The organism is Lutibacter sp., from assembly GCF_013041805.1.
GTDB lineage: Bacteria > Bacteroidota > Bacteroidia > Flavobacteriales > Flavobacteriaceae > Lutibacter.
On sequence record NZ_JABDRI010000074.1, the window covers coordinates 21,900 to 39,786 of the forward strand.

Sequence of the window (17,887 nt, forward strand, 5' to 3'; positions counted from 1 at the left end):
ATACGATGTCTGATGTTACTGCATTAAAAGAATTAGTGAAAAAATACAAAGCTTTAAAGCAAGAAATTAGTAAAGTAATAATTGGTCAAAATGAAGCTGTTGAACATATTTTATTGTCAATTTTAAGTGGAGGTCATTCGCTTTTAATTGGAGTTCCAGGTTTAGCTAAGACTTTAATTGTACATACTATTGCAGAATCTTTAGGGTTGGATTTTAAGCGAATTCAATTTACTCCAGATTTAATGCCTTCTGATATTCTAGGAAGTGAAATATTAGATGAAACCACACATTTTAAGTTTATAAAAGGGCCAATTTTCAGTAATATTATTTTAGCTGATGAAATAAATAGAACGCCCCCAAAAACACAAGCAGCATTGTTAGAAGCTATGCAAGAACGGACTGTTACTGTAGCAGGCCATCATTATGAACTTTCAAAACCGTTTTTTGTATTAGCCACCCAAAACCCTATTGAGCAAGAAGGTACCTACCCTTTACCAGAAGCACAATTAGATAGGTTTATGTTTTCAATAAATTTAGAATATCCAAGTTTTAATGAAGAAGTTGCTGTTGTAAAAAGTACAACAAATGATGAAAAGCCAGTTATTAATGCTTTATTATCATCAGAAGAAATTAATAATTTTCAACACTTGATTAGAAGAATTCCTGTTGCTGATAATGTGATTGAATATGCGGTAAAGTTAGTTTCAAAAACAAGACCAAATTCAGAAAATGCACCTGAGATTGTAAGTAATTATATTGATTGGGGAGCAGGTCCTAGAGCTTCGCAAAACCTTATTTTAGGAGCCAAAGCTAATGCTGCAGTTCATGGAAAATATTCTCCAGATATTGAAGATGTTCAAGCTGTAGCTTATTCAATTTTAAAACATCGAATTGTTAAAAATTATAAAGCAGAAGCAGAAGGTATTTCTGAAAAACAAATTATTGAATCGCTGTTCTAAGAGGAAGCCTCTTTTTCAAAAAAGCTAAACATATTACCTCCATATTTTTTAGAGTAATTATAAAATGGATGACCCGACAAATCAGTATGTTTAGAGTGCTCAACAATCAGTATCCCATCCTCATTTAGTAACTCTTTATTAAAAATTAGATCCACTATTTTTTCAAATAAATTTACTTCAAATTCATAAGGTGGATCTGCAAAGATAATATCAAATTTAGCAGTAGATTTTTCTAAATACTTGAATACATCACTTTTTATCGTATGAATTGATAAATCTAGCGCTTTAGAAGTTGCATTTATATATTTTATACAACCAAAATGTTGGTCTACTGCAGTAATATTCTCTGTACCTCTAGAACCAAATTCAAAACTTATATTTCCCGTTCCTGAAAATAGATCTAATACACTAATATTGTTAAAATAATATGCATTGTTAAGGATATTAAACAAAGCTTCTTTCGCCATATCAGTTGTTGGTCTAACTGGTAAGTTCTTTGGTGCAGTTAAACGTTTACTTTTATGCTTTCCCGATATGATTCGCATTTTTTATAATTGATTTAATAATGTAAAGTGTGAGTGAGCTGAAATATGATTTAGTTCTGAAGGAAAATTAGTTGGTTTATAAAAGCTAATATTTCTGACGTATTGAAATAATATAGTATATAATTCAGAATCTTTTTCAATATCACCTAAAAGAACTAAATTAAATTCTTCAGGATTTAAATTTAGCTGTTCAGCTATAAATAAGATATAATATATAAAATCTTCTTTTGTTGAAAAATTAAAAGAATTAAATAGAATGAATTTTCCTTTCTTAAGAACAACAATTTCAAAGTTATTTGAAGCTACGTTTACAAAGCAAAAATCATCTTCTTTATGTTTATAAAAATTCAATAATTTTTCTATTAATATGGTTGATGAATGTTTGTAAATAAATGATCCATAAGTGTCTAACAAAAAATTATTGATATTTATAAATGGTATGTATACGTTTACAATATCAGAATTATATATTTCATCAATAGTAATATAATCGTCTTCAAGAACTTTAACCGTATGCTCGAGATATTTAGATAGATTCTTTCTATCTAAAAATACATTAGGAACTTGTGAAACTAAATTATTTGAATGAACAACACTAACAGAATCATACTTGTTCCGCAGCATTGGCACTTGCCGGTATAACTTTTCTAGTAATTCTAAATGTTTATATGGAGAGGTGCAATTTTGAAATTCGTAAACAGCAAAGATGCCTATTTCTTCTTGAATTTTATTATATATACAAAAAGAAAATCCATCCAAACTAAGTTGGATGGATAAATGATTTTCTAGCAGATTTAAAAAATCTACGTTTTTATTCGTTATCTTGATTATCTCCTTTATCATAGAATGGAGGCCAATTACCATCTTCACTAACTTCACCCAAAGAACCAACTCTTATAAACTCTCCTCTAACTTCCTCTCCACCAATTGCTTCTTTCTCTTGTTTAATTAAATTATAATCCATTCCCTTTAAAATAAGAGCTTTATCAACTTTTATTTCAAATACAGGAGCTTTTAAACCAGCTATTTTTTCTATTTCGCCAATTTCAATTTTAAACTGTTGATCAGTACCAGGAATGTTTAACATATTTTTATAGTCTAATCCTGCAAATCGAAGTTTTACAGCTTCATATCCAATTGTATCAACAACTCTTTCTTCAATTTCTTTGGTAATCCCACCACCAACATCAATAGTTTTAGGAACATTTCTAGTTTGTGTTAGTGCAAATTGAGCAGTGTCTATAAACTGAATTAACCCTTCTCCATTTGAAGTATATTTACCCGTAACTTTCTTATGAGCAACTTGAGCATCACGAAGAATTTTCATTTTCTTAATTACTGCTGCATACTTAATTTTTTTCTCTTTATTAAATTGAACAGGCTTTTGAATTTCAAAATTGATTTTATAAACCAAAAATGCAGCTAGTGCAATTAAAACGATTGATACAATCCAATGCAATTTTCTTGGAATAAAATTTACAATTGCATAAGCTAAAAAACCAGTAACTACAATACCAGCTAATATAATCAAAAAGGTCATAATTTAATTGTTTTAATATGTGTGTACGCAAATCTACAAATTTTTTTTAATGAGAAAAATTTTTAGGCATAAATCAATTTGTATATTTGACATTTATTTTAAATATGACAAAATCTGCGCCTGAATTTTACCAAGAAATTATAGAAAAATTCCCTTTCGAGCCTACAAATTCTCAAGATGTGTTATTAATTAAATTATCTGAATTTATTTTTGGAAATGATACTGATGCATTATTTTTGATAAAAGGTTATGCAGGAACCGGTAAAACCACTACAATTAGTACAGTTGTTAATAATCTATGGCGAGCTGGTAAAAAGGCAGTTTTGCTTGCTCCAACTGGTAGAGCAGCAAAAGTTATATCAGGATATTCTAAACGACAAGCATTTACAATTCATAAAAAAATTTATTTTCCAAAAAAAAATAAAGCAGGTGGAGTAGATTTTACATTACAAACAAATAAACATACAAATACATTATTTATAGTTGATGAGGCGTCTATGATTCCTGATTCACCCGTAGGATCAAAATTATTTGAAAATGGCTCATTACTAGATGATTTAATGTCTTACGTTTATTCTGGAGTGCATTGCAAATTAATACTTATCGGAGATACTGCACAATTACCGCCAGTTAAGTTAGATATAAGTCCGGCATTAGATGCAAATAAATTAGCGCTTAACTACAATAAAAATATTACAGAAATTGAATTAAGTGAAGTAATGCGTCAGCATGAAGATTCAGGAATTTTATTAAACGCTACTGAACTTCGCTTAATTTTGGGAAATAATGGTTTTACTAATTTTACATTTCGATTAGGTTTCCCTGATTTAATTAGACTAATAGATGGTTATGAAATTGAAGACGCAATAACAACTGCTTATGATCATATTGGAGTGGAGGATACTGCTTTTATAGTTCGATCTAATAAAAGAGCGAATCAATACAATCAACAAATTAGAAGCAAAATAAGAGGTCAGGAAAATGAGATTTCAACAGGCGATTATGTTATGGTTGTTAAGAACAACTATTTTTGGTTGAAAGACTCTAGCGAAGCTGGTTTTATAGCAAATGGGGATATTTGCGAGATATTAGAAATCTTTAATATTAAAGAATTATACGGTTTTAATTTTGCCGAAGTAAAAGTGCGTATGATTGATTATCCAAATCAAAAACCATTTGAAACAGTTTTGTTGTTAGATACACTTACTTCTGAATCACCGTCACTTTCGTATGAAGAATCCAACAGATTGTACCATGAAGTAGGAAAGGATTTTTCACATGAAAAATCTAAATACAAACAATTATTAGGGATCAAAAAAAGTAAATATTTTAATGCTTTACAGGTTAAATTTTCATACGCAGTTACTTGTCATAAATCTCAAGGTGGACAATGGAAAACTGTATTTATTGAGCAGCCATATTTACCTGAAGGTCAAAATATTAATTATTTAAGATGGTTGTATACTGCAATTACAAGAGCGCAGGAAAAGGTATATTTAATTGGATTTAAAGAAGATTTTTTTGAAGAATAGAATTATTAGAGCTTTTGAAGTTATTTTTAACGTATTAATTGTTACATTAATATTATCGAAAATTCAGAAATTGACTCATAAATAGTCTATTTTTGCCCATCAGAAATTTATATAGAATAAATGTTAGAGAAGAATATAAAAGCGCCAAGAGCTGAACGGATTGAAAAGAAATTAGAAATTCATGGTGATATAAGAGTCGATAATTATTATTGGCTTAATGAAAAGGAAAACCCTAAAGTTATAGACTATCTTAATGCTGAAAATGAATATTATGAGTTGAAAACTGCTCATACAAAAAAGTTTCAAGAAGATTTATTCGAGGAAATGAAGTCTCGAATAAAAGAAGAAGATGAGTCTGTACCTTATAAAAAGAATAATTTTTATTATATCACTCGTTTTGAAAAAGGAAAGCAATATCCTATTTTTTCAAGAAAAAAAGGATCCTTATCAGCAAAAGAGGAAATTTTATTTGATGTAAACATATTAGCTAAAGGACACGATTATTTTAAACTATCGGGTTTATCAGTAAGTCCAAATAACAAATTAGTCTCATTTGGTTTGGATACCATAAGTAGACGGCAATACACTCTGCAGTTTAAAAATTTAGTAACAGGTGAAATTTTTCCTGAAAAAATCGAGAATACAACAGGAAGTGCATCTTGGGCGAGTGATAATAAAACGGTTTTTTATACTCAAAAAAATCCTGTAACATTAAGAAGCGAGAAAATATATAGACATGTTTTAGGAACTGATCCAGCATTAGATGTTGAAGTTTTTCACGAAAAAGATGAAGCTTACAGCACCTATGTTTACAGAACAAAATCAGACAAATATATTATTATAGGTTCACATAGCACAGTAGCCACAGAATATCAAATTCTTGAAGCAGATAACCCAATTGGGAATTTTAAGGTGTTTCAACCAAGAAAGCGACATTTGGAGTATAGTTTAGCACATTATAATGAACACTTTTATATTCTTACTAATAAAGACGGTGCAACCAATTTTAAGTTAATGAAAACTTTATTAAATAAGACATTGAAAGAGAATTGGGTAGATGTAATTCCTCATAGAAAGGATGTTTTACTTGAAGATATTTCCATATTTAAAGATTTTTTAGTTATTGAAGAACGTGCAAATGGACTTAATAAAATAAGAGTGATGCGATGGGATTCATCTGAAGATTATTATCTTCCTTTTGAAGAAGAAACCTATGCTGCAGGCGTATATTTTAACCCTGAATTTGATACGAATATTATTCGATACGGTTATAATTCAATGACAACTCCTAGCTCTGTCATTGATTTTAATGTTGTAACAAGAACTAAGGATATAAAAAAGGAACATGAAGTTTTAGGAGGTAATTTTGATAAAAAAAATTATAAAAGTGAACGATTATGGGCAACAGCTATTGATGGAACTAAAATCCCTATATCATTAGTCTATCATAAAAATACAATACTAACAAATACAACACCGTTGCTTTTATATGGTTATGGCTCTTATGGTCATACCATTGACGCTAGCTTTAGTTCAACACGTTTAAGTTTGCTAGATAGAGGATTTATTTTTGCAATTGCACACGTTAGAGGAAGTGAATATTTAGGCAGAAAATGGTATGAAGAAGGTAAATTATTGAACAAAAAAAACACATTTACAGATTTTATTGATTGTGCCAAACATTTATTAGATATAAATTATACTTCACCAAGCCATTTGTATGCAAGTGGTGGTTCTGCAGGAGGGTTATTAATGGGAGCAGTAATAAATATAAACCCAAATTTATTTAATGGGATATTGGCGTCGGTTCCATTTGTTGATGTAGTTACAACTATGTTAGATGACACTATTCCGCTTACAGCAGGTGAATACGATGAATGGGGAAACCCAAATGAGAAGGAATTTTATGATTACATGAAATCATATTCACCATATGACAATGTAACTAAACAGAACTATCCTAGTATGCTGATTACAACAGGATTAAATGACTCTCAAGTACAATATTTCGAACCTGCAAAATGGGTGGCAAAATTAAGAGAATTAAAAACAGATGACAATATTTTAATTATGCACACCAATATGAATACTGGGCATGGAGGAGCTTCAGGTAGATTTGATTCCCTTAAAGAAATAGCTAGAGATTATAGTTTTATTCTTGGTTTAGAAGGTTACAAAAAAGTTTAAAAAAAAATTATTAAATTTGCACGTTATAGTTTATTAATCATAATTCATTTTTGAATTAAATTAAAAAAAATGAGAAAAAATACAGGTATAAGTAAAAATATTTTAGACCTTGTTGGAAATACTCCTCTAATTAAGTTAAATAAAATCACAAAAAACCTTACTGGTAATTTTTATGTTAAGTACGAAGGATTTAATCCTGGACATTCTATGAAAGATAGAATTGCTATGCATATTATTGAAGATGCAGAAAAAAAAGGAATTTTAAAAGAAGGGAGCACAATAATTGAAACAACTTCTGGAAATACTGGTTTTAGTATGGCATTAGTTAGTATCATCAAAGGTTATAAGTGCATATTAGCTGTTAATTCTAAAGCTTCTAAAGGTAAAATTAACATGCTAAAATCTATGGGAGCAAAGGTATATGTGTGTCCTGGACATGTGGCCGCCGATGACCCAAGATCTTATTATGAAGTAGCAAAACGTTTGCATAGAGAAACAGCCAATTCAATTTATATTAATCAATATTTTAATGAATTAAACGGAGATGCTCACTATCGTTCAACCGGTCCTGAAATTTGGGAGCAAACTAATGGTGAGATAACTCATTTAGTTGCCGCTAGTGGGACAGGAGGTACAATTTCAGGTGTATCAAAATATTTAAAAGAACAAAATCCATCGATTAAAACTTTAGGAGTAGATGCTTTTGGCTCAATTTTAAAGAAATTTCATGAAACAAAAGAATTTGATAAAAATGAAATTTATCCTTATAGAATTGAAGGTTTAGGTAAAAATTTGATTCCTACAGCGACTAATTTTGATTTGATTGATGTTTTTGAGAAAGTTACGGATGAAGCTGCAGCGCATAGAGCTAGAGAATTAGCGCTTACTGAAGGCCTTTTTACTGGTTATACGAGTGGAGCGGTTGTGCAAGCTGCAATTCAATATGCTGAGAAAGGAATGTTTAATGAAAATTCAAAAGTTGTTCTTATATTACCAGATCATGGATCTCGCTACATGGAAAAAATATATAGTGATGATTGGATGAAAGAGCAAGGTTTTTTTGATACACAAAAACAAGCACATTCTGAAGTAGAATATATTAAGTAATTCATTTTTAATTAAAAAAAAGAGGTTAAAAATTTATTTTTAACCTCTTTTTTTTGTAACATTAACATTTGAATAGCATAAAAAAAATACCGTACTTTGCAGTATTAAGTAGAAGTAATTTAAAAGTACATTTTACTCAAAACAATTTAAAGAATGAGAGATTTATTTGAAAGAATAGTTAAAGATAAAGGGCCTTTAGGAAAATGGGCTAAACAAGCTGAAGGGTATTATGTGTTTCCTAAATTAGAAGGTGAGATTTCCAATAGAATGAAATTTAATGGCAAAGACGTAATTACTTGGAGTATTAATGATTACTTAGGCTTAGCGAATCATCCTGAAGTTAGAAAAGCTGATGCTGAAGCTGCAGCAGAATATGGAATGGCTTACCCAATGGGAGCTAGAATGATGTCAGGACATACTAAATATCATGAACAATTGGAGCGAGAATGTGCAGCGTTTGTAGAAAAAGAGGCCGCATATCTAGTTAATTTCGGTTATCAGGGTATGGTTTCTGCAATTGATGCATTGGTGAGTAAAAACGATGTAATAGTTTATGATATGGATGCGCATGCTTGTATTATTGATGGAGTTAGATTACATCCAGGCAAGCGTTTTACATTTCAGCATAATGATATTGAAAGTTTAGAAAAAAACTTACATAGAGCTACAAAAATTGCAGATGAAACTGGAGGAGGTATTCTTGTTATTTCAGAGGGAGTTTTTGGAATGCGTGGAGAGCAAGGAAAATTAAAAGAAATTGTAGCCTTAAAAAGTAAATTTAATTTTAGACTTTTAGTTGATGATGCTCACGGTTTTGGAACTTTAGGAAAAGATGGAAAGGGAACAGGATTTGAACAAGGAGTTCAGAAAGATATAGATGTTTATTTTGCAACTTTTGCGAAATCAATGGCAGGTATTGGAGCATTTTTTGCTGCAGATAAGGATATAGTTCAATATTTACAATACAATATGCGTTCTCAAATGTTTGCAAAATCCTTACCAATGCCGATGGTAAAAGGTGCTCTAAAGCGCTTAGATATGCTTAGAACAATGCCTGAGCTTAAAGAAAAACTATGGGAGAATGTGAATGCTTTACAAAATGGTTTAAAAGATAACGGATTTAACATTGGGAAAACAAATACGTGTGTAACTCCTGTATTTTTAGAGGGTGATATACCTGAAGCAATGGCTATGGTAAATGATTTACGCGAAAACTATGGTATTTTTTGTTCAATAGTGGTTTATCCGGTAATTCCTAAGGGATTAATTATTTTGAGATTAATACCAACAACCACTCATACTTTAACAGATGTAAAAGAAACTATAGAATCTTTTTCAGCAATTCGAGAGAAGCTTGAAAAAGGAATTTATAAAAGAATTGCAGCTAAAATGATGGTTTAGAAAACATATTAAATAAAAAAAGGCTTTTAGATACATCTAAAAGCCTTTTTTTTTTGATATTATAAAGTAAAATATCAATAACCTTCAGACATATTTTTAAGTGAACTTTTATCAATAATTTTTATTTTTTTATTGACTAAGTTAATGATGCCATCCTTTTTTAAATTTGATAATAATCGTATAGCAGATTCAGTTGCTGTTCCAATAGTATTTGCAATTTCTTCTCTAGTTAAAATAACATCGATACAACCTTCATTGTCAACACCAAAAATTTCCTCTAAATGAATTAACGTTTCAGCCAATCTCTCTTTCACAGGTTTTTGAGCCATTTGTGAAACTAAAATATTAGCTTCATTTAATTGGTGTGAAATTATTTTCATAATATTTAATGAAAATTGACCATTATCTTTAATTGTGTCTAAAATATCTTGTTTTGGAATAAAACAAACATGCATATCCTCTAAAGCTGTTGCATTTAGACCAACTGGTTCGTCACTTAATATAGAACGCTGACCTAATATATCTCCTCCTTTAACAAATTTAATTATTTGTTCTTTACCGTTTGTACTAAGTTTAGTGAGTTTTCCTTTACCATCTCTAATACAATATAAACCATTAATCGCATTTCCTTCAGTCATTAAATTTTCACCTTTTTTAATAAAAAGCGAAGTTTTATGATCAGAGAATTTCTCCAACTCGTCATGAGTTAGACATTTAAGCGGGTTTAATCTTTTAATAATGCATTGTCCACATTTCGACATATACTTTAAATTTTAGGCTTAGCGGTAAGTGCGGCAAATGTACAAAAATAAATGATATTTATCATTTTATTAAGGCAATAAATGAATAGTTTTGTAAACCATTTAATTAATTTATGAGTTCGAATAATTGTTATCATTGCGGTGCTGATTGCGGAAAAAAACCTATTGTTTTTACTGAAAAAATATTTTGTTGCAATGGTTGTAAAACTGTTTATGAAATATTAAACGCTAATGAATTAAGTTGTTATTATGATTTAGAAGCAACTCCAGGGACAATTCCAAAGGATATTCAGGGAAAGTATAATTATTTAGATAATGAAGAAATTATACAGAAGTTAGTAGAATTTGATGATGGGGAAACCTCGGTAGTAGAATTTTATATTCCAAGTATTCATTGTAGTTCTTGTATTTGGGTATTAGAAAATTTGAATAAGCTAAATGATGGTGTTTCAACATCTATGGTAAATTTTCCTCTGAAAACAATTAGAATTACCTATAAAAATAAACTTACAAGTTTAAAAAAATTGGTAGAACTAATCACTTCAATAGGCTATGAACCCTACATAAGTTTAGAGGATGCTGATGCTAAGAATTCTAAAGTTGATCGCACACTAATCTATCAGGTTTCTTTAGCTGCTTTTTCGTTTGGTAATATTATGTTATTATCTTTTCCAGAATATTTTACAGCAGATGAGTTTTGGTTAGACCAGTACAAGCCTTTGTTTAGATGGTTAATGTTTATAATGGCAGTTCCGGTAGTATTTTATTCTGCAAAAGATTATTTTATATCAGCTTATAAAGGTCTTAGGCATAAAATGTTGAATATCGATGTTCCAATAGCTTTAGGAATTTCTGTATTATTTATAAGAAGTTCTGTGGAAATAATATTGCAAATTGGCGCAGGATTTTTTGACAGTTTAGCAGGACTAGTTCTCTTTTTGCTTTTAGGAAAGTTTTTTCAACAAAAAACCTATAACTTCTTATCTTTTGAAAGAGACTATAGGTCATATTTCCCAATAGCAGTAACAAAAATAGTGAATGGAATTGAAGAAAGTTTGCCAGTTAAAGATATTCAAAAAGGTGATCGCTTATTAATTAGAAATGAAGAATTAATTCCCGTTGATGGAATATTAATAAATGGAAATGCAGCGATTGATTATAGTTTTGTAACTGGTGAATCTGTTCCTGTTACCAAAGAGTCTGGAGATAAAATTTTTGCAGGAGGAAAGCAAACGGCAGGAGCCATTGAAATGGATGTTTTAAGTACAATTTCACAGAGCTATTTAACTCAATTATGGAGTAATGATATTTTTAATGAAGAGAACGATATTTCTATTAAAAACATTACGGATACCATAAGTAAATATTTTACAATTACAATTTTAATAATAGCTTTTGTTGCGGGTATATTTTGGTATTTCCATAATGCTGAAATGGCAATTAATGTTGTAACAGCAGTACTCATCATTGCTTGCCCTTGTGCTTTAGCATTATCAGCTCCATTTGCAATAGGTAATATTTTGAGAATTTTTGGATATAAAAATTTCTATTTAAAGAATGCTGAAACGATTGAGAAAATGGCTAAAATAACCACTGTTATTTTTGATAAGACTGGAACAATTACCTCAAATGATAAGACTCAATTAATTTATAATGGGGAAGAACTTAGTAATGATGAACTTTCAAAAATTAAAACGGTTTTAAGAGCTTCAAACCATCCTTTAAGTAGAACACTATATCAATATTTAGATGTAGATGCTTTGGATGAAAAACCCACTTTATTTGATGAAGTTCTTGGGAAAGGTATTTTGTCAACAATTGATAATACTATAATTAAACTAGGTTCAGCAAACTTTTTAGGTTTACAAGATGATGGAATAAATGAAACGATTATTTATATTAAAATAAATAACAGTTTAAAAGGAAGTTATAGTTTTAAAAATAGCTATAGAGAAGGAACAAAGCAAGTTTTTGAAAATTTGTCACAGAACTATAATCTGGTCATATTATCGGGAGATAATGACGGAGAAAAAGAATATTTACAGAAATTTCTTCCTGAGAATATTACTTATCAATTTAATCAAAAACCTGAAGATAAGCTAGAATATATTAAGGAACTTCAAAAAAATGGAGAGAAAGTAATGATGATTGGAGACGGTTTGAACGATGCAGGAGCTTTAGCTCAAAGTAATGTAGGTGTAGCTATTTCAGAAGATGTGAATGTTTTTTCTCCTGCTTGTGATGCTATTATTGATGCAAAACTTTTCAACAAATTGCCTAAGTTTTTAACAATTGCAAACGAAACTGTCACAGTTATTAAGGCAAGTTTTGTAGTTTCATTTTTTTACAATATAATTGGTATGTATTTCGCACTTTCAGGATTATTAACACCCGTTGTTGCTGCGATTTTGATGCCTTTGAGTTCAATATCGATTGTAATATTTGTCACAATATTAACAAATTGGATTTCTAAAAAACTTTAGTATGTTTGTGAGAGATTGAAAATAATCATTTTTAATATGATAAATATCATTAGTTTTTATAAAAAAGAATTTATTTTTGTAGGCGTATCAAATTTTAAAATCTAAAAATGGAAGTAGTATACATTACTATAGGTGTTAGCGTTATTGTTGCTATCTTATTTTTTACTGCATTTATTAAGTCAGTAAAATCGGGTCAGTACGAAGATACGTATACGCCTTCAGTACGAATGTTATTTGATGACGAGCTAGTTTCCGAAAAAGATATAAAAAAAGAAAAATCAACTAAATAATTAATTAATCAATCAAAGTATGGAAAAAGAACAGTTTTATTATGACAATAAAATCGTAAAAATGTTTCTTTGGGCTACAATTCTATGGGGAGTTGTAGGTATGTTAGTAGGGCTTTTAGTAGCTCTATTATTTATTTTCCCAGGATTATTAGAATTTGCAGGATCTGACAATGCTATTTCATTTTTAAGTTTTGGGCGTTTACGTCCGTTACATACTAATGCAGTTATTTTTGCATTCGTAGGAAATGGAATCTTTTTGGGAGTTTATTATTCAACTCAAAGACTGCTGAAAGCAAGAATGTTTAATGATGTTTTGAGTAGAATACATTTTTGGGGATGGCAAGCTATTATAGTTGCAGCAGCGATTACATTGCCTTTAGGATTGAGTTCTTCAAAAGAATATGCAGAATTAGAGTGGCCTATAGATATAGCCGTTGTTTTAATATGGGTAGTTTTCGGAATAAATTTAATAGGAACTATTTTAAAAAGACGTCAGCGTCATATATATGTTGCAATTTGGTTTTATATTGCGACTTTAGTAACGATTGCTGTTCTTTACATATTCAATAATCTTGAAATGCCAGTAACTGCTTTTAAAAGTTATTCTGTATATGCAGGAGTTCAAGACGCTTTGGTTCAATGGTGGTATGGGCATAATGCGGTAGCATTTTTCTTAACAACTCCAATTTTAGGTTTAATGTATTACTTTGTTCCTAAAGTAGCAAATAGACCAGTGTATTCATATAGATTATCAATCATTCACTTTTGGACATTAATTTTCTTATATATTTGGGCTGGACCTCACCATTTATTGTATTCAGCCTTACCAGAATGGGCGCAAAATTTAGGAACTGTATTTTCAGTAATGCTAATTTTCCCATCTTGGGGTGGTATGATTAATGGTTTACTAACATTACGTGGAGCTTGGGATAAAGTTCGCGAAAATCCTATTTTGAAATTCTTTGTAGTAGCTATAACAGGTTATGGTATGTCCACTTTTGAAGGTCCTATGCTTTCATTTAAAAATTTAAATGCAATTGGACATTATACAGATTGGATTGTTGGACACGTTCATATTGGTGCTTTAGCCTGGAATGGATTTATGATTGCTGGTATTGTTTATTGGTTAGCTGAAAAACTTTGGAAAACACCGTTGTATTCAAAAAAATTAGCGAATACTCATTTCTGGTTGGGAACTTTAGGTATTTTATTCTATGCTATTCCTTTATATGTTGCAGGTTTTACACAGGCATTTATGTGGAAACAGTTTAATCCAGATGGTACTTTAGTATATGGAAACTTTTTAGAAACCGTAACTCAGGTATTACCAATGTATGCAATGCGTGCAATAGGAGGGACGTTATATTTAACAGGATTTATTTTACTTGCTATTAATATTATTAAAACAGCAAAAGCAGGTTCAGCTGTAGAGGATGAGCTAGCTGAATCAGTTCCATTGAAGAAAATTAGTGGTCAAAGAATTGCTGGTGAAGGATGGCACACTTGGTTAGAAAGAAGAACTGTTTTATTTACTATTTTAACAACGGTTGCTATATTAATTGGAGGTTTAGTAGAAATTGTTCCTTTAATATTAGTTGAATCCAATGTAACTAAAATTGAAAGTGTAAAACCTTACACACCTTTAGAATTAGAAGGTAGAGATATTTATATTAGAGAAGGATGTAATAATTGTCACTCGCAAATGATTCGCCCATTCCGCTCAGAAGTAGAGCGTTACGGAGAATATTCTAAAGCTGGTGAGTTTGTATATGATTTTCCATTCTTATGGGGATCTCGTAGAACAGGACCAGACGTACATAGAATTGGTGGGAAATATAATAATAACTGGCACTTCAACCATATGATGGATCCACGTTCAACTTCTCCAGGTTCAATTATGCCTCGTTATTCTTGGTTGATTAAAAACGACTTAAACGCTTCAAATCTTGAAGATAAAATGAGTGGTTTAGCGAAGTTAGGAGTTCCTTATAGCGATGAAGATATTTCTGGAGCAAAACAAAATTTATTGGCTCAAGCTAAAGAAATTGAAACTAGCTTAAGACAAGATCCTGAATTTGTTGCAAATTACGGATCAAGTAATATCCAAAACAAGGAAATAGTTGCATTAATTTCTTACCTACAACGTTTAGGTACAGATATTAAAGGGAATACAAATACAGCACTAAAATAAATAGAATGTTAAAATTTATTAAACATAATTTATCAAGTATTGATGGAGTGGAAATTTATCCAATCGTATCACTAGTACTTTTTTTTATAGTATTTATTACTATGGTAGTTTTTGTAATAAAATTACCGAAAGGAAAAATTGATTATGTGAGTCAATTACCGTTAGAAGAAGATAATAACAATAAAGAAATTAACCATGAATAAAAATTCAGAAAATATATCAGGTTGGAAAAAGTTTATGAAGTCCATGACGAAGGCCAACGAATTAGGAACGGAGAAAGATATTATGCTAGAGCATGATTATGATGGTATTAAAGAATTAGATAATGTATTGCCACCTTGGTGGTTATATGGATTTTATATTACAATTGCAATTAGTATTTTTTACTATACTCAAGTGTTTTATAATTCTGAAAAATATAGCCAAGCTGAAGAATATGCAGCGGAAGTAGCTAAAGGAAAGGAAGAAGTTGAAGCTTATAAGGCTGCCAACCCAGAATTGTTTAATACAGATAATATTGTAGCTTTTACAGATGATGAAAATTTAGCTAAAGGGAAAGAATTATTTACATCAAAAACATGTTTTGCTTGTCATTTAGATGATTTAGGAGGAAGTATTGGTCCAAATCTTACTGATAATGCTTGGATCTTAGGTGGTGACGTTAAATCTATTTTTAATACACTTACAAATGGAGGTAGACCTGGTAAAGGTATGATAGCTTGGGAGAGTACTATTACTAGAGAAGAAAGAATACAATTGGCGAGTTATATTATATCAATGCAAGGTACTTCTCCTGCCAACCCAAAGGCACCTGAAGGAGATATTATTTATCCGGCACCTGCAGAATAACTAATTTTAGCATTTTAATATCATAAAAATAAAAACATAGTTCCTTTGAACTATGTTTTTATTTTTAGATAAAACATTAGATGATTTTTGTCACTTTTGTATCTAAATAGTTTTAATTTTAAGCATAAGTTTGTACTTAACAATTTAAGAAATAATCTTTTTTAATATTAATATGAATAAAGAGAATAAAGAAATCTTTAGAGACTCAATTGCAACTATCGACGAGAGTGGTGAAAGAAATTTTATCTTTCCAAAAAAACCAAAAGGAAGATACTATAATTACAGAACCTATGTGAGTTGGATATTGTTAGCTTTTATGCTAGCATCACCTTTCATCAAAATCAATGGAAATCAGTTTCTATTGTTTAATGTAATAGAAAGAAAATTTCACATCTTCGGATTTCCTTTTTGGCCTCAAGATTTTCATTTGTTAGTAATTTCTATGCTGGTAAGTGTTGTTTTTGTTATATTATTTACGGTCATTTTTGGTAGAATATTTTGCGGATGGATGTGTCCTCAAACTATTTTCATGGAAATGGTGTTTAGGAAAGTAGAATACTTAATAGAAGGAGATAGATCTAAACAAATTAAACTAGATAAGCAAGAATGGAATGCAGAGAAAATTAGAAAAAAACTCTTAAAATGGTTTCTATTCTTTATGATCTCATTTATTATTTCAAACGTATTTTTGGCTTATATTATTGGTTCAGATGAAGTTTTAGGTTATATTAGCGATGGACCTAAAGAGCACCTTAGTACACTCATATATTTATTAATTTTCACAGGTGTTTTCTATTTTGTATTTGCATGGTTCAGAGAGCAAGTATGTATCATTGTTTGTCCATACGGAAGGCTTCAAGGGGTTCTTTTAGATAATAAATCTATAAATGTTGCATATGATTTTGTAAGAGGAGAGGGTGAAAATGGGAGAAAAAAAATAAGAAAGAATGAAGATAGAGATGAACTAGGTCACGGTGATTGTATAGATTGTAAACAATGTGTTCATGTATGTCCTACAGGAATAGATATTAGAAATGGTACCCAATTAGAATGTATCAATTGTACGGCTTGTATTGATGCTTGTGATAATATCATGGAAAAATCTGGTTTTGAAAAAGGATTGATACGATATGCATCTGAAGATAATATTGAAAAGAAAGAGAAATTCAAATTTAATGCTCGACTAATTGCTTATTCTGTAATATTAACAATTTTAGTAGGTGTTTTAGTTACCATGTTATTTTTGAGGAATGATGTTGAGGCAACAGTTTTAAGACTTCCAGGTCAAACTTTTCAATCAACTGATACAACAATAAAAAATGTATATACCGTTAAGTTTATTAACAAAACAACAAAAGATATTGAGAATGTGGAAATTAAATTAATTTCTCACAAAGGAAAAATTGAATTAGTTGGTGGAACTAGTAATATTGAGCGCCAAGGATTAAAAGAAGGTACCTTATTTATAGAAATAAATAGAAGTGATTTAAATTCTTCCAAAGAGAAACTAAAACTTGGAATTTATTCTAATGGGGAATTAATAGAAACTACGACTACGAACTTTATGGGACCCGTAAAAATAAAATAAATGAAATTTAAAATTAGTTGGCCAACAGGCATTATTATTTCACTTGCATCTTTTATCATCTTTATTTTATATTTTGTGTATAAAGTAACATTTGTGCCTGCATATGATCATCATTTGGTGTCTGAAGACTACTATAAGGATGAAATAAATTATCAGCAAGAAATCGATAAATTAAATAGTGCTGCTGAATTAAAGCAAAACATTACTTATAGAAAAGTAGATGGTGGTTTGTTAATTAGTTTTCCTGAAGAATTTAAAGCTTCTGATATTAAAGGTAGTATTGATTTTCAACGTGGATCAAATACTAAAATTGATTTTAATATACCTATAGATTTAGAAACATTAGATTTTCTTATTACTAATGATAAGTTGGTAGAGGGAAGATGGGATATAAGAATTGATTGGATTGCTAATGGAAAGGCTTATTTGTTTAAAGAAAAAATAATGTATTAAA

16 protein-coding genes are annotated in these 17,887 nt (G+C 29.9%); 12 read left to right on the plus strand and 4 right to left on the minus strand.

Features of this window, described 5'->3' with window-relative positions; all coding sequences use genetic code 11:
• Positions 1-5: 5 nt before the first annotated feature.
• Positions 6-959, plus strand: coding sequence for an AAA family ATPase (locus HKP59_RS09250; protein ID WP_291806035.1), 954 nt, complete (start codon positions 6-8; stop codon positions 957-959).
• On the opposite strand, the gene HKP59_RS09255 is transcribed toward HKP59_RS09250, so the two are convergent.
• Genes HKP59_RS09255 through HKP59_RS09265 form a run of 3 tightly spaced genes read right to left on the minus strand, consistent with a single transcriptional unit; the run spans position 956 to position 3,044 of the window.
• Complete coding sequence (locus HKP59_RS09255; RefSeq protein WP_291806036.1) at positions 956-1,504, minus strand: RsmD family RNA methyltransferase; 549 nt, start codon at positions 1,502-1,504, stop codon at positions 956-958. The genes HKP59_RS09250 and HKP59_RS09255 overlap by 4 nt on opposite strands.
• A gap of 3 nt (positions 1,505-1,507) precedes the next feature.
• Positions 1,508-2,347, minus strand: coding sequence for a DUF3822 family protein (locus HKP59_RS09260; protein ID WP_291806038.1), 840 nt, complete (start codon positions 2,345-2,347; stop codon positions 1,508-1,510).
• The gene (locus HKP59_RS09265) at positions 2,316-3,044 is read right to left on the minus strand and encodes a hypothetical protein (RefSeq protein ID WP_291806040.1); all 729 of its coding nucleotides are present in this window, start codon (positions 3,042-3,044) and stop codon (positions 2,316-2,318) included. The genes HKP59_RS09260 and HKP59_RS09265 overlap by 32 nt, the downstream gene beginning before the upstream one ends.
• 104 nt (positions 3,045-3,148) lie before the next feature.
• On the opposite strand from HKP59_RS09265, the gene HKP59_RS09270 reads away from it, so the two are divergent.
• The 4 genes from HKP59_RS09270 to HKP59_RS09285 all read left to right on the plus strand — a co-directional run bounded on the left by HKP59_RS09270 (position 3,149) and on the right by HKP59_RS09285 (position 9,271).
• On the plus strand, positions 3,149-4,576 hold the full coding sequence (locus tag HKP59_RS09270; RefSeq protein WP_291806042.1) for an AAA family ATPase: 1,428 nt from the start codon (positions 3,149-3,151) through the stop codon (positions 4,574-4,576).
• Positions 4,577-4,696: 120 nt separating this feature from the next.
• The gene (locus HKP59_RS09275; RefSeq protein WP_291806044.1) at positions 4,697-6,763 is read left to right on the plus strand and encodes a S9 family peptidase; all 2,067 of its coding nucleotides are present in this window, start codon (positions 4,697-4,699) and stop codon (positions 6,761-6,763) included.
• 69 nt (positions 6,764-6,832) lie between these two features.
• On the plus strand, positions 6,833-7,870 hold the full coding sequence (locus HKP59_RS09280) for a cysteine synthase family protein (protein ID WP_291806046.1): 1,038 nt from the start codon (positions 6,833-6,835) through the stop codon (positions 7,868-7,870).
• A gap of 153 nt (positions 7,871-8,023) precedes the next feature.
• The gene (locus tag HKP59_RS09285; RefSeq protein ID WP_291806048.1) at positions 8,024-9,271 is read left to right on the plus strand and encodes a pyridoxal phosphate-dependent aminotransferase family protein; all 1,248 of its coding nucleotides are present in this window, start codon (positions 8,024-8,026) and stop codon (positions 9,269-9,271) included.
• Between the two features lie 74 nt (positions 9,272-9,345).
• Here the strand turns inward: HKP59_RS09285 and HKP59_RS09290 are convergent, their stop codons facing one another.
• Positions 9,346-10,032, minus strand: a complete 687-nt coding sequence (locus HKP59_RS09290; RefSeq protein ID WP_291806050.1) for a Crp/Fnr family transcriptional regulator — start codon at positions 10,030-10,032, stop codon at positions 9,346-9,348.
• 113 nt (positions 10,033-10,145) lie between these two features.
• Between HKP59_RS09290 and HKP59_RS09295 the strand changes: the two genes are divergently transcribed.
• The 7 genes from HKP59_RS09295 (at position 10,146) to HKP59_RS09325 (ending at position 17,886) form a co-directional block, all read left to right on the plus strand.
• Positions 10,146-12,515, plus strand: a complete 2,370-nt coding sequence (locus HKP59_RS09295) for a heavy metal translocating P-type ATPase metal-binding domain-containing protein (RefSeq protein WP_291806052.1) — start codon at positions 10,146-10,148, stop codon at positions 12,513-12,515.
• A gap of 107 nt (positions 12,516-12,622) precedes the next feature.
• Positions 12,623-12,805 carry a cbb3-type cytochrome oxidase assembly protein CcoS gene (ccoS, locus tag HKP59_RS09300; RefSeq protein WP_291806053.1) on the plus strand — a complete coding sequence of 61 codons (183 nt, stop codon included), beginning with the start codon at positions 12,623-12,625 and terminating at the stop codon, positions 12,803-12,805.
• Between the two features lie 19 nt (positions 12,806-12,824).
• On the plus strand, positions 12,825-14,996 hold the full coding sequence (gene ccoN / locus HKP59_RS09305; protein ID WP_291806054.1) for a cytochrome-c oxidase, cbb3-type subunit I: 2,172 nt from the start codon (positions 12,825-12,827) through the stop codon (positions 14,994-14,996).
• A 5-nt stretch (positions 14,997-15,001) separates the two neighbouring features.
• Entirely contained in the window at positions 15,002-15,199 is a 198-nt protein-coding gene (locus HKP59_RS09310) for a CcoQ/FixQ family Cbb3-type cytochrome c oxidase assembly chaperone (RefSeq protein ID WP_291806056.1), read from the plus strand.
• Positions 15,192-15,845, plus strand: coding sequence for a cbb3-type cytochrome c oxidase N-terminal domain-containing protein (locus HKP59_RS09315; protein ID WP_291806058.1), 654 nt, complete (start codon positions 15,192-15,194; stop codon positions 15,843-15,845). The genes HKP59_RS09310 and HKP59_RS09315 overlap by 8 nt, the downstream gene beginning before the upstream one ends.
• A 172-nt stretch (positions 15,846-16,017) precedes the next feature.
• Positions 16,018-17,433 (plus strand): cytochrome c oxidase accessory protein CcoG, encoded by a 1,416-nt coding sequence (gene ccoG, locus HKP59_RS09320; RefSeq protein ID WP_291806060.1) that lies wholly within the window; start codon positions 16,018-16,020, stop codon positions 17,431-17,433.
• Entirely contained in the window at positions 17,434-17,886 is a 453-nt protein-coding gene (locus HKP59_RS09325; protein WP_291806062.1) for a FixH family protein, read from the plus strand.
• The last annotated feature ends 1 nt before the right edge of the window (position 17,887 follow it).